Annotated in this window: 10 protein-coding genes; 6 read left to right on the top strand and 4 right to left on the bottom strand. The window is 60.7% G+C overall.

The annotated features are described in order from the left end of the window. Positions 1-24 precede the first annotated feature (24 nt). Positions 25-1,254: a 4-hydroxy-3-methylbut-2-enyl diphosphate reductase gene (locus JIN84_RS19935; protein ID WP_200352827.1), complete on the bottom strand. Its 1,230-nt coding sequence runs from the start codon at positions 1,252-1,254 to the stop codon at positions 25-27. 150 nt (positions 1,255-1,404) lie between these two features. Between JIN84_RS19935 and JIN84_RS19930 the strand changes: the two genes are divergently transcribed. From JIN84_RS19930 to JIN84_RS19915, 4 genes are read left to right on the top strand one after another with little or no spacing between them, the layout of a single operon-like run. Then, positions 1,405-5,553, top strand: a complete 4,149-nt coding sequence (locus JIN84_RS19930; protein ID WP_200352826.1) for an alpha-amylase family glycosyl hydrolase — start codon at positions 1,405-1,407, stop codon at positions 5,551-5,553. A gap of 53 nt (positions 5,554-5,606) precedes the next feature. Beyond that, positions 5,607-7,112 carry an anthranilate synthase component I gene (gene trpE / locus JIN84_RS19925; RefSeq protein ID WP_200352825.1) on the top strand — a complete coding sequence of 502 codons (1,506 nt, stop codon included), beginning with the start codon at positions 5,607-5,609 and terminating at the stop codon, positions 7,110-7,112. Between the two features lie 26 nt (positions 7,113-7,138). Continuing rightward, positions 7,139-7,702: an anthranilate synthase component II gene (locus JIN84_RS19920; RefSeq protein WP_200352824.1), complete on the top strand. Its 564-nt coding sequence runs from the start codon at positions 7,139-7,141 to the stop codon at positions 7,700-7,702. Between the two features lie 12 nt (positions 7,703-7,714). Then, on the top strand, positions 7,715-8,230 hold the full coding sequence (locus JIN84_RS19915; RefSeq protein ID WP_200352823.1) for a hypothetical protein: 516 nt from the start codon (positions 7,715-7,717) through the stop codon (positions 8,228-8,230). 13 nt (positions 8,231-8,243) lie between these two features. Here the strand turns inward: JIN84_RS19915 and JIN84_RS19910 are convergent, their stop codons facing one another. After that, positions 8,244-9,014, bottom strand: a complete 771-nt coding sequence (locus JIN84_RS19910; RefSeq protein WP_200352822.1) for a class I SAM-dependent methyltransferase — start codon at positions 9,012-9,014, stop codon at positions 8,244-8,246. A 136-nt stretch (positions 9,015-9,150) separates the two neighbouring features. On the opposite strand from JIN84_RS19910, the gene JIN84_RS19905 reads away from it, so the two are divergent. Continuing rightward, positions 9,151-10,026, top strand: coding sequence for an alpha/beta hydrolase (locus JIN84_RS19905; protein ID WP_200352821.1), 876 nt, complete (start codon positions 9,151-9,153; stop codon positions 10,024-10,026). Positions 10,027-10,029: 3 nt separating this feature from the next. Here JIN84_RS19905 and JIN84_RS19900 read toward each other — a convergent pair whose 3' ends face one another. Together JIN84_RS19900 and JIN84_RS19895 are read right to left on the bottom strand one after the other, a co-directional pair. Then, the gene (locus JIN84_RS19900; protein WP_200352820.1) at positions 10,030-11,856 is read right to left on the bottom strand and encodes a monovalent cation:proton antiporter-2 (CPA2) family protein; all 1,827 of its coding nucleotides are present in this window, start codon (positions 11,854-11,856) and stop codon (positions 10,030-10,032) included. 37 nt (positions 11,857-11,893) lie between these two features. Next, positions 11,894-12,787, bottom strand: coding sequence for an AraC family transcriptional regulator (locus JIN84_RS19895; RefSeq protein ID WP_200352819.1), 894 nt, complete (start codon positions 12,785-12,787; stop codon positions 11,894-11,896). 174 nt (positions 12,788-12,961) lie between these two features. Between JIN84_RS19895 and JIN84_RS19890 the strand changes: the two genes are divergently transcribed. Beyond that, entirely contained in the window at positions 12,962-13,699 is a 738-nt protein-coding gene (locus tag JIN84_RS19890) for an SDR family oxidoreductase (RefSeq protein WP_200352818.1), read from the top strand. Positions 13,700-13,704 lie beyond the last annotated feature (5 nt).

The raw sequence follows: 13,704 nt of genomic DNA, 5'->3' as shown, positions 1-13,704 counted from the left end.
GTGGAAGCGGTGTGATTGACACAATCACACCGCTTCCACCGTCTCACGGGAGATCCCCCGCAATTCGAAGATCTTTACCAAGGTCTCCTCGATCAGATTGTTCGGACACGAGGCTCCGGCCGTGATGCCTACGGTTACGGGGCGGTCGTTGGAGAACAGACGCGAATAGTCCGAGGTTTTTTCCTCCTTGTGATGAAGGTCGTAATGGACGATTTCCTCCAGTGATTTGATGCGGGAGGAATCCCGGATGAAAAAAGTGGGAACTTCCGGCTCGGCGATTTCCACGAGGTGGGCGGTGTTCGAGCTGTTGTAGCCGCCGACCACGAGCAGGAGGTCCATCGGCTTGCGGAGCATTTCAAAGAGGGCGTCCTGGCGTTCCTGGGTGGCTCCGCAGATGGTGTCGAACATCTGGAAAGCGGAGGGATCTCCATCGCGTTCGGTGATGGCCTGGCGCAGGCGGCGCTGGATCTCTTCTGTCTCCGTTTTCAACATCGTGGTCTGGTTGGCTACCCCGATCAGCTTGAGATGCACGTCCGGATCGAAACCTTCCGAGTAGTCGCCTTGGAAACGGTGGAGAAACTCGGATTTGTCACCACCGTTCTTGAGGTAGTTGCAGACATAATCGACGTCCCCGAGCGTGAGGACCACGAGGTAGTGGCCGTTCTTCTCCTCACCGAGCGCCCGCGATGCGGTGGCGCGCGTTTCCTCGTGATTGGATTTCCCATGGATGATCGAGGTCACTCCGTCCTTGGCGTAGCCGCGGACCCGCCGCCAGACCTTCATGACGTCCCCACAAGTGGTGTCCACCACATAGCAGCCGCGTTGCTCGACCTTTTCCATGAAACTGGTGGGAGCCCCGAAGGCCGGCACGATGACCACGTCATCTTCCGTCAGGTCGTCGTAGCTTTCGTTCATCTCCTTCCATGGAAGCGAGACGATGCCCATCTCGCGGAGTTGCTGGTTCACGTCCGGGTTGTGGATGATCTCGCCGATGAGAAAAATACGGTTGTCCGGGAAGACCTTGCGCGAGGCGTAGGCGAGGTCGATGGCCCGCTCGACTCCATAGCAGAATCCAAACTGCTCGGCGAGCAGGATGGTGGTGTTCCCCACCACCATTTTGCCGCCACGGTCACGGAGTTTTTCAACGAGAGTCGAATGGAAATGTACCGCCACCTCGGCGGCGACGCGTTCCATGACATCCGGGCGGCGCACGTTGACCCGGGACTTCTTCGCTTTGCTGGCGGCTTCGCTCATCTCTGCGGGGGATATAGTCGTGAAACGGCGGACGACCAACTCATTTTCCACGAATCCCGCGATGTGAATGCTTGTAAACCCGGGATTTCGGAGCGACAGATGGGGTTGGGAAAGTCCGCCAAACCCATTTCCGGCGGTGATCTTGTTTTCATGAAATCCATTTTGTCGCGCGCGTTTCTGGCGGTGCTGCTGCTTGTCTGTCCGGCACGCGGGGAGTCGATGTTGCAGTATTTCAACACGAGCTGGGCGGAAATCACCCGCAAGATGCCGGAATTGGCGGAGGCGGGTTATCAATCGCTCTGGCTGCCGCCGCCCACGAAGGCAAGCGGCGGATTATCCGTCGGGTATGATGTCTGGGACCGTTTTGATCTCGGATCGAAGGACCAGCGGGGAACCGTGCGCACCCGCTACGGCACGGAAGCGGAGCTGCTTGAATTGGTGCGGGTCGCCCATCGGTTCGGGATCCGCGTTTATTTCGACAATGTGATGAATCATAACGCGTTCGATATTCCGAAATACAACGCGGACACACCTGCCGATATCTATCCGGGCTTTGTCCCGGAGGATTTCCATCTGCGCAGGACCGAGGACGGATTCTATCGCAAATGGGACAACACACGGGATTGGAACGACGCCTGGCAGGTGCAGAATCTCGGGCTCTCGGACCTTCTGGACATCGCCACCGAGCCGGGTCCCACCAATTTCAACCACGGAGCCTACGAGGGAAGCACGATTCCAAAGGCCAAGTTCATCCGCCACCCGAACCATCCGGAATACTACTGCTACGATGCCTCGGGAAATTATGTGGGCTTCGGCACGGGCAACGGGCTGACCACCGCCTACCTGAACGCACACCCGGAGGCTTACTCCGAGCGGGTGGAGGACATGCTCAATCGCGCCGCCCGCTGGCAACTGGATCGCACGAAGGCCGATGGTTTCCGGCTGGATGCGGTGAAGCACACGCCCGCGGATTTTTTCGGTGCGACCTACGGTGACGACAAGAACTCCAGCGACTATGGCTATCTGGGGCAGGCGCAGCGGCAGTTCAACATCACGCGCGGATTTTCGGATCCAAACCACCGTGACAGCGTCTTCAACACGGAGCAGGGGAGGGATGACGCGATGATGTTCGGCGAGCACCTCGGCCAGCCGCCCGCCTACGGTCCCTACATCGATGCCGGGATGCGTCTGGTGGACAACGATCTCCGCTCGAATCTGAACAACCTGTTGGGGAATCCCTCCTCCGGGTTGAACAACTATCAATACGCGGGCACCGGTGGTTTCCCGGACAGCGTGGCGGTGATGCACGCGCAGAGCCATGACAGCGATTATGCGAACCGCCGCGAACTCCAGCACGCCATCTATTTCACGCGCGCGGGCATGGGGCTGGTTTATACCGATGGAAACTACCACGCCGGAGTGCTGGGTGGAAGTGGCGGAGCGTTTCCTCGTCATGCGAACACCGCCTTTCTCGGGCAGTGGGGTGACCAGCGGATTCCGAATCTTCTGAAGATCCATCAGGATTTCGCACGCGGCTGGCAGAAGGGAGTCTCCGGCGGCGCGGACCTGATCACCTACGAACGCGTCGACAAACGTGAGAACGGCGGCATGTCCGACGCGGCGGGGGTGACCATGCTGATGGCCGTCAATGACAACTACGCCTCGGGTGTTCCCCTCACGGGCGGCACGTCCTTTCCTTCCACCGGTGGCGGAGGCGCGGAAAACAATCCGAACACCGGGGATGAATATCTCTACCAATATGCCAGGGGAGACGCCAGCCAGCTCGGTTTCTACAAATACGCGTCCGACCTCTCGTCCGCCGTCGTTCCCTCCGGGAGTTACTTCGCATTCGCGCCCCGCACTCCGGAAGCGTCCGACCTGTGGAAAAACGCCGGTGGCGCGCCGATCTCGATCTATGAGAACGACCGCCCCGTCGGCAGCGTGACCGTCACGAGGCGTGACGGATCGGATGGAGATGCCGGTTTCAACCCTTACGGCCTGCCGGACGCCGTGACCAACGATTACGCCTATCAGGTGGAGATCCCGCGTGTCACCAGCGCCACGGACCTGCGCTTCGTCGTCCGTGCCGACGGCTCCGCGGAGAATGTCCTGCTGCGCCTGGACGGGGGCATCGACCTCAATGGCACACGTCCCGGGACGGATCCGTTTTACCGGGATCATCCACCCGCTGTCTCGACGGATGGGTTCAATGGCTACGAACAACCGAGCTTCGTCAAACGTACCGGTCCGGAAAAGTTCGCCGCGGTCAACACGGCGCGCAATATCATCGGTTCCTCCGGCGCGGAGACCTTCACGGTCGGCGGCGCGGTGGTGAACGGCGGCGGGACGAACCCGGCATACCAGGATTCCGCCCAGTTTGTTTATCATGATCCCGCGGCTCCCGCACCGGATGGCGGCACGCAGGTGGACAACACCGGTTCGGGCTTGGAATTCTGGGTGAAGACCAACACGGGCCTCGATGGCTACAAGGCGTTCCTTTATTATACCAACGATGGAACCAACCCCGAGGGTGCGGGCGGTGAGGGTCTCGGCACCACCCGGGTCATCCAGCTTCCTTACAACACCGACTTCGCCGGCGGCAGTTGGTTCAAGGCGGTGCTGGCTCCGGTTCCCCCGGGGACCTTGAAATATAAAATCAGCGCGCTGCGGGAGTCGGCGGGAGGCTCTCCGCTCGCCAGTGTCTATCCTTCCGGCCCCGGCTCGGTCGCCCGCAAGCTGCGGATGATGACGGTGTTCCATATCGACAACTTCAACGCCACGCAGGCAGTTCATGCGCCGCACAATGACTATGGAGGCTCCGAGACAGGGCTTGCTGAAGGATTCCACGTGCTTCGGGCCCGGACGTTCCTGAAGCGTCCTGGCAAGACCTCCCTCTACAACACCGTCACCCAGACCTTCTACTACGATGCCGAACGCGCGTCCGGCCAGATCGTCTATCCCTCCGCGGATGGTGGAACCGTCGGTGGCAGCGAGTACGGAGTGGTTGTGCGCGCCGACCAATCGACAACGGAAGTCTGGTACAAGATCGACGATGGCGATCCGACGAACAACGACAGCACCACCGCGTCGAACAATGGCAATGGCACGTGGGTCCGGGCGTCCGAAGTCACCCCCGGTGCGACGATCGCCCCGGCTGACACGCGGCACACCCGTGAGTTCCGTTTCAACTACGTGAACATCCCGGCGTCCGGAACAGGCACGATTTCAGTCCGCCTGAAAGAACCCGGATCATCGGCGGACAACGCGCTGTCGGACGTCGCGGGACATTTCACGACGCTCATCCGCACGGTGAACACCTCCGGTCCTGACCTGCGCGTGTTTGTCGCGTATCCTCAGGACGACGGCAGCGCGATCGATGACGACTACGTTTTGAAGGTGTATTTTTCCAAATCACTTGCCGACGGCTTGGGTGAGGCTGAACTGAAAGCACGTTTCACCGTTCGTTACGGCGCGGACGACACTTGGAACGGCACGGGACCGGTGCTGGCGCCTGCCGCTCTCTCGATCGTGTATAACGAGACGACAGCCTACCATGCGCTCGCGTTCAAGTTGCCGGATCTTTATGATGGCCGGCCGGATTTCCTGCATCGGGTGGAGATCACCCACGCGAGACCTTCCCCGTGGGTGGGTCTCACCGCGTCGCGGCGGGTGAAATTCCTACCCGGCGACACGCTGCCCCCCGCTCCAAACCCTCCGGTTCCGGCACTTGCCCTTTTCGGGACGGTCGTGGGAAATCAGGTCTCTTTCAACTGGGCCGCCGCCAGCGATCCCGGGGGCGGTCTCACAGGCTACCATTTGCAGATCGGGTCCACCCTTGATGGAGTCGACTTGTTTGACGCACCAACCACGGCCACCAACCAGTCCGTCACCGTGCCTTACGGGACCACCGTGTATGCCCGCGTCCGGCAGATCAACGGGGCTGGAATCCAAGGGCCGTACAGTAGTTCCTCCATCCCTGTGCTTGTCCTGAGCCCTTTTGCCGACAATGACGGCGACGGTCAATCGAACGCAGCCGAACACACCGCCGGCACCCACCCGCTTTCCAGCAGTTCCGCGCTGAAAGCAACCGCCATCGCCCTTTCCGGAAACGACGTGAACATTACCGTGGCGACGGTTCCGGGGAAAAAATACCAGCTTGAAGCCAGCGCCACGCTGGCCTCCGGTTCTTGGACGGGCGTTGGAGAACCTGTCACCGCCAGCGGTTCCTCCACCGTGATGACACACGGCGGCGGGGCGGGGGAAAACAGGCGTTTCTACCGCGCGCGGGTGGTTCCTTGAAATCATCCCTACAGGCTTGCCCTCCCGCGATTCCTCGCCATGCTCGCGGCCTTGTGAGTTCCATTCCGGTCGAGCCATCGTTGGAAATCTTCGCCGGGCTGGCGGAGCAGGGCAATGTCGTGCCTGTTTACACCCAGCTTGCTGCTGATTTCGAAACCCCGTTGTCCGCATACCTCAAATTGCGGGATAATCGCCATTCCTTCCTTCTGGAAAGCGCGGAGAGCACGGAAAAAGGTGGCCGATGGTCGATCGTAGGCAGCGGCCCGCGCCTTGTTTTCGAGGCCAGGGAGAAGGAGATCACCATCCGTGACGGTTCCAAGGTTCGCACGTTCACGGCGGAGGACGATGTGCTTGCCGCGCTTGAGCGTGAAATGGCGCCCTTCCAACCCGTCACGCATGGATCCCTGCCACAGTTTTCCGGCGGCATGGTCGGCTATCTTTCCTATGACGCGGTCCGGCAGTTCGAGCCGACGCTCGGAAATCCGCCGCCCGACGCGCTCGGCATTCCCGACGCCATGTTCATGCTGGCGGACACCCTACTGGTGTTCGACCACCGCCTGCGCAGGCTCCACGTCATCGCGAACGCGTTCATCGATGAATTCCCGACACCGGAGGAGGCATATGCCGCCGCCCGCGGCCGCATCGCCGCGATGGTGGAGATCCTCAACCGGCCGTTCCACGTTCCGGCGTTGAACGGTCTCGCGAAGGTTTCTCCGGCGGAAGCCCGCAGCAACACGACGCAGGAGGAATACGAAGCCATCGTGCTCGCGGGGAAAGAGTTCATTAAGGCGGGCGATATTTTCCAATTCGTCCCCAGCCAGCGCTTCGAGGCGGACTTCGACCAACCACCGGTCGATCTCTACCGCGCGCTGCGGTTCGTGAATCCGTCGCCGTACATGTTCATTCTGGAACTCGGCGACTTCGCGCTGGTCGGCAGTTCGCCGGAAGTCCATGTGCGTTCCATCAAGGGGCGCATCGACATCCGTCCCATCGCCGGCACGCGCCCCCGCGGGAAGACACCGGCGGAGGATGACGCGCTCGCGGAGGATCTCATGAAGGATCCGAAGGAGTGCGCCGAACACCTCATGCTCGTGGACCTCGCCCGCAACGACGTGGGACGCATCGCGAAACATGGAAAGGTCCGCGTGGATGATTTCATGATCGTGGAGCGTTACAGCCACGTCATGCACATCGTCTCGAACGTATCCGGCGAGCTCGATCCCTCGCACAGCGCCTACGACGTGCTGCGCGCGACGTTCCCCGCCGGCACGGTCAGCGGCGCGCCGAAGATCCGGGCCATGCAGATCATCAATTCCCTGGAGAAAAACAAGCGCTGCGCCTACGCCGGAGCGGTTGGTTACTTCGGTTTCGATGGCTCGCACGACTCCTGCATCACCCTGCGCACCTGCCTGCTGAAAAACGGCAAGGCCTACGTGCAGGCCGGAGCCGGAGTGGTCGCGGATTCGGACCCCACGTATGAATATGTGGAGACGGTCAACAAATCGAAGGCCCTGCTCAGCGCCATCGCACTGGCGAGGACGCTCGGACCCGCAAACTGAACACTGGAAACAAACAACCCGGTCCCATGCTTCTCATTCTCGATAACTACGATTCCTTCACCTACAACCTCGTCCAATACTTCGGCGAGCTCGGAGCGGAGATGAAGATCTTCCGCAACGACGTTCTCACCGTGGACGACGTCAAGGCGCTCAATCCCGAGCGCATCTGTATCTCACCCGGCCCCTGTACGCCCACCGAGGCGGGGATTTCCTGCGAGCTTATCGAAAAACTCGGCGCCACCATCCCCATCCTCGGTGTCTGCCTCGGCCACCAATCCATCGGCCAGGTCTATGGTGGGGATGTCGTCCGCGCGGACCGTCTGATGCACGGCAAGACGTCGCCGATCCATCACTCGGGAAAAAGCGTCTTCGCCGGAATGCCGGATCCATTCGAAGCCACCCGTTATCACTCGCTCATCGTGAAACGAGACACCCTGCCGGACTGTCTCGAAATCACCGCCTGGACCGAGGAAGGGGAGATCATGGGCCTGAAGCACAAGGAGCATCCGGTGCACGGCGTGCAGTTCCACCCCGAGTCCATCCTCACTCAGGACGGGAAGAAGATGCTGGAGAATTTCCTGAAGATGTGAGAGCCGTTGCCAATGAAAATTTGGCGACTGCTTTCCGCATTGGCTTGTTTCATTTTCACTGCTTCGCCGGTGGACGCGTTTTTCGATCCTCTCACGGATGAGGAGAGGGTCGCCGCATCAAGCGTCATCGCCGTGATCAGGGTGGCCCATGTTCATGACGAGGCCCCGGAGTTTGCCGATGTGGTCGTTGTCCAAGGCCTCAAGGGATGTGCGGCGAACGAGAACATCAAGATTTGGGATGAGAAGTTCACCTCCGGGGATGGAGGGGAATATTCAATCAGCGGCAGGGATGCCCACCTTCAGGAGGGCGAGACCTATCTCATCTATCTGGCCAGGAACAAACAGGGCAGGCTCGTGACGGTCCAGTCTTCTTTGGACAGCTTGAAAGTGACCGACGGCAAGGTCGAAAAACAGGGAGGAAAGGGGATGGAAACGCTGGAAGAGAAGCTCGCCCGGACACGCGAACTGATAAAGAAGCTGGACGAGCCAGAAGCCGGACAGCCCGCCGATGTCAAACCACCCAACTGAGTCTTCTCCCCGCTCACAGCCTCCCGTAATAAACCATCGTCTGGTAGCCGATCTCGACCTGTCCGCCGCTCTCGTATTTGGCGAACAACGCCTCCAGTTCTTCAATCAAATCGTCGTGCCCCGGTTGTCCCGCGTTGGGAATGTAGGAAGATGACAAACAGCGGCCTTTCAGTCCTTCGTAATCGAATTGCTGCCTGTTGGAGAAGATGCCGGTTTCGTAAGTCGCGGGATCATAAAATTCCCTCAGTATTTCCGGGCTGATCTTCATGTGGTCCACTTCCTGGTAGTCCATCGCGTATTTCCTCAGCAGGACTTCATACTCCCGGAGAAATGGAGTGGAGTCCGTCTCCCGTTCGTTCCAGATCAACACCACCCAGCCGTTCGGACGGAGGATGCGGTGGAATTCCTTCTTCGCCCGCGGCCGGTCGAACCAATGGAACGCCTGTCCGGCGACGATGATGTCCACCGAGTCCGTCAGCAGGTCGGTGGCTTCGGCGGAACCCGGGATGCTGGTGAAATTCGCCTGATCCGCGAGCATCCGCTCCGCCGCCTCGCGCATTTCCCTGTTAGGTTCCACGCCATACACACGTTCAGCGTTTTCCAACAGGAGCTTGGTCAGGATGCCGGTGCCCGATCCCACGTCAGCGATCACGGATTCCTCAGTCTGCCCGCAGCGGGATTTCAGCAGCTCCAGCACTTCCGGCGGATAGCTGGGCCGGTATTTGATATAGTTTTCCACCCGATCCGAGAACCGGCCCTTGGGATTGCGTTGGGACCCTTCCATCGGCATCGAACTTGGAGCCCGGAATCGTGCAAGTCAAGGAGGGGAGGGACGGAGAGTGGAATCATCCACACAGGATGCCCGGTGGTGGTGTTTGCTTGTGTCACCGGTGGTTTGCGATCCATCATTTCCTTGCCTTATGAAGAATCGTCTGCGGAAAAGGTGGTGGATTTTTGGCATCGTCGTGGCTTTGTCCGTCATTCTCGCGTGCCTGTTGCCGACGCTGGGAGCCGCCGCGATTCTTCATCCGTTCCGAAAGCATGTGTCGCTGGTGCCTCCTGAAGGATTCCGTGAGGTGACGTTCGCAGGAGACGGCGTCACTCTTCACGGCTGGAGTGCTCCGGCCATCGGGCGGAGACGGGGGACCGTCATCTACCTTCACGGTGTTTCGGACAACCGCGTGAGCGGGGTGGGGGTGATGGAGCGTTTCCGCCAGCTTGGTTTCGATGTGGTGGCCTACGACAGCCGCGCCCATGGGGAGTCTTCCGGTGACACCTGCAGCTACGGATGTTTTGAAAAAGAGGATCTCGCACGGGTCATCGCCGCGGTGAAACCGGGACCTGTCGTGCTGATCGGCTCGTCGCTCGGGGCGGCCGTCGCCTTGCAGGAGGCGGGCCGCAACGAACGGGTGACAGCGGTGGTCGCCGCGGAATCCTTTTCCGACTTCAAAACGGTGGCGAGGGAGCGCGCTCCGTCTTTCCTAACAGATTGGATGGTCCGGCGGGCGTTCTCACTCGCGGAAGAAAAGGGTGGTTTTCAAATCGACTCCGCAAGTCCCGTGATCGCTGCTTCCTCGATCAAGGTTCCCGTGCTTCTGGTCCATGGCGCGGATGACACGGACACGCCTCCGACCCACGCGCAGCGCATTTTCAATCATCTCAAGGGAGTGAGGAAAATGATCCTGGTGCCAGGTGCGAGACACAATGAGTCGCTGGGCGGAAACGTCTGGCCGGAGATCGTCCGATGGATCGGGGATATCCTGGAGCAGTCGGACGCAGACGGGCGCGGGCGATAGTTGTCAGGCCGATTTCGCCTCCGCAGCGGCTTCCTGGTCCCGGCGCATCAGTTCGTTCAGGCTTTCGTGGGCCTCACGCGCGGCACTGAGGAGCTGCTTGCTGTCATGGCGGTGGCGGGCCATGTCCCGGACCATGATTTCGTCCCGCTCACGATAGAGGCGGGTGGCGCGCTCGGCGGCATCCTCGGTTTCACCCAGGGTTTTCAGCGCGTCAGCCCCGAGGCGCAGGGATGAGTCGAGTGTGTCCCGGTAAATGAGTTCCTCCCCGGCATCCAGATATTGATAGGCCTCCGAGCGGCTGTAGGCGCGCATGAAAATCTTGAGATGAGGGTGGTGGCGGCGCGCGTTTTCGACAATTTTGAGCGTGGTGTCCCCATCCTTGAGGGCGATGATGAGGAGCTTCGCATTCGCGGCACCGGCGATGGTGAGGAGTTCCGGACGGCTGGCGTCGCCGTAGAAGATCGGCACACCCACATTGCGGAGGAGTTCCACCTGATCCGCATCGTGATCCAGCACCGTGCAGCCGAATCCTCTCGAACGAAGCAGGCGGCCGATGGCATGGCCGAAGCGGCCGAATCCGCAAATGATGACCGGATTCCCCTCGTCAGCCGCATCGCTTTCCTTCTTGGGCTTCTTGTCAGGGGCGCAGGTGGTGGCCCTCTGGGCGAGTGTGATGAGCAGAGGCGTGGTGGCCATGGAGAGTGCGACAATCGCGACGGCGGCCCGGCCGATTTCCAGATCGAACACACCTGCGGAAAGGGAAAGCGTGATGAGCACGAAGGCGAACTCACCGCCCGCGGCAAGCGACGCGGAGAAGAGCCATGAGGATTTGCAATGGTCTTTCCGCCACTTCGAGAGGCCGTAAAGCACGACTCCCTTCACCAGAATCAGGCCAAGCGCACCGCCGATGACCAACAGCAGGTGGTCGCGGATGTAACCGAAGTCGATGGCGGCTCCCACTCCGAGGAAAAACGCCCCGAGCAAAAGTCCCTTGAACGGGTCCAGGTCGCTTTCCAGTTCATGCCGGTATTCGCTGCTGGCCAGCACCACTCCCGCGACGAAGGCCCCGAGTGCGGGGGACATGCCGACCTTCGTCATCAGCAGAGCCACCCCGATGACCAACAAAAGCGCGGCTCCGGTGAACGCCTCGCGCTGATGGGTCCGTGCGATGGCTTGGAAAACCTGCCGCATGCAGATGCGTCCGCCGATGATGATCAGGGCCACCGCTCCGAGCGTGGCCAATGCCTGTGCCCACAACGGCCAATGGGTGATCCATGCGGTGGACTCTCCGTGCGCGGATGCCGCCTGGCCATTTCCCAACAAAGGCAGCAGCGCGATGACCGGTATGACGGCGATGTCTTGAAACAACAGAACCGCGAATGAATTCTGCCCCGCCTCCGTGTGGAGCAACCCCTTTTCGGCCAGCGTCTGAAGCACGATGGCCGTGCTGGAGAGCGTGAATATGAGCCCCAGCGCGAGGGATGGTTTCCAGCCGAGCCCGCAACCCATCGCCACTCCCGCGATGGCCGCCGTGCAGCCGACGACCTGCAGTGACCCGAGACCGATGAGCTGGTGCCGCATTTTCCACAGCATCTGCGGTTGCAGCTCCAGTCCGATGAGGAAGAGCATCACCACCACGCCGAACTCCGCGAAATGGGTGACCTGCTGTCCAGCGTCTCCGATCAGGTGGAATCCCCACGGACCGATGGCCGCACCGATGATGAGGTAGCCCAGCACCGCGCCGAGGCGGATTTGTTTTCCCACGACCACCGCCAGGACGGCGGCGGCGAGGTAGATGAAAGCTTGTTGGAACGCGTGCTCGAAGGCCATGGCGCGATGCTACATTTCGTGCGTCCGCGGGCAAGCGTCAGAACCTCATCAACGATTCACGCAGGCGGTTCGCCTCGGACGCCGGACCATCGCCGAAGTAACGTTTGAATTCCCGGCTGAATTGGGACGCGCTCTCGTAGCCCACCTCCCGCGCTGCGACGGCGGCGGTGGTGCCCTCATGCACCATCATCATGCGGGCCTTGTGGAGCCGGATGTTTTTCAAATACTGCAGCGGTGAGGAAGCGGTGACCGACTTGAAATGCGAGTGGAATGTCGAGACGCTCATGCCCGCCTCGGTTGCGAGTGTGGTCATGTCCAGAGCTTCGGCATATTCGGAGTGGATGCGGTTCAGCGCCCGGCTGATCTGGCCGAAATGGGTGTGCGGTGCGCCCAGCGCGCGCAATGTGCCGCTCTGTTCTCCACGCAGCACCCGGTAGATGATCTCCCTCACGATCTGTGGCCCGAGCACTTTCGCGTCATCCGCGGTGCGCAGTGATTCCAAAAGCCGTACGGTCGCATCATTCAGGCCGGCATCCAGAGGACTGGAATGGATCGACTGGGGGTGGCTCACCGCTGGCAGGTTTTCCATCTGCATCAGCAGCTCCGCGACGAGAGCCGGAGTGACACCGATGGACACGCCCAGCATTGGCTCCTCCGGTGTTCCGTGTGTCTCGCATTCGAAGGGCAGGGGAACCGACAGGACGAGGTAGTTCGTCGGATCGTAGGTGAAGGATTGGGTACCGAGGTGACCATGTTTTTTCCCCTGGCCCACGATGACAATGCTCGGTTGATAGGCGATCGGCGAGCGTGGAACATATCGGGACGAGCGCATGAACCGCACTCCCGGAAGGCGGGACGCGCTGAAGCCCTCACCGCTGGCGAGTTCGGTGAGCAGGTGGGCGAGGCGGGGGTCGGGGATGTGTGTGCTCATCGGATGGGTGAAGGAATAGGCAATGATTCCGGATGAATCCGCAAGCATCATCTGGCGGGTCGTAGGATCAGGCAATCATTCCGGCGCATCAGGTATTTCGGAAAAACGGAAAACGCGCCATGGTCTTTTCATCCGCAAGGGAATGGACCCAAGCGGAAAACCAACCAAAAAATCATGTCAAACACCACCGAATCGAAAGTCATCCTCATCACCGGAGCCAGCAGCGGCATCGGAGAATCCACCGCCCGCCTGCTTGCGGAAAAAGGCCACCACCTCGTCATCGGCGCGCGCCGCACCGAGCGGCTGGAAAGCCTCGCAACCGAACTCCGCGCCGCCGGTGGATCGGTGGAATACCGTCAGCTGGATGTGACGGACCTGTCGGACGTGCAGGCCTTCGCCAACTTCGCCTTGGAGAAGCACGGCCGCATCGACGCCATCGTGAACAACGCGGGAGTCATGCCGCTCTCCCCGCTCGAAGCGCTCAAGATCGACGAGTGGAACCAGATGATCGACGTGAACATCCGTGGCGTGCTGCACGGCATCGCGGCCACGCTGCCCGTGATGAAAAAACAAGGCGGCGGCCAGGTCATCAACGTTTCCTCCATCGGCGGGCACGCCACCTTTCCCACCGCCGCCGTTTACTGCGCGACCAAGTATGCGGTCATCGCGATCTCCGAAGGCCTCCGTCAGGAAAACACGGACATCCGGGTGACCGTCATTTCTCCCGGTGTCACCACTTCCGAACTGGCCCACACGATCACGGACGAGAGCGCCGCCAAGGCGATGGATTCCTTCCGCGAGGTAGCCATTCCCGCGAGCGCCATCGCCCGTGCGATCTCCTTCGCCATTGACCAGCCTGCCGACGTGGACGTGAGTGAGATCATCGTCCGTCCGACCGCCAGCCCTTACTGAATCCA

Source organism: Luteolibacter yonseiensis (genome assembly GCF_016595465.1).
Lineage (GTDB): Bacteria > Verrucomicrobiota > Verrucomicrobiia > Verrucomicrobiales > Akkermansiaceae > Luteolibacter > Luteolibacter yonseiensis.
The sequence above is the reverse complement of the archived record's forward strand: the minus strand, read 5'-3'. Positions and strand labels throughout refer to the sequence as shown.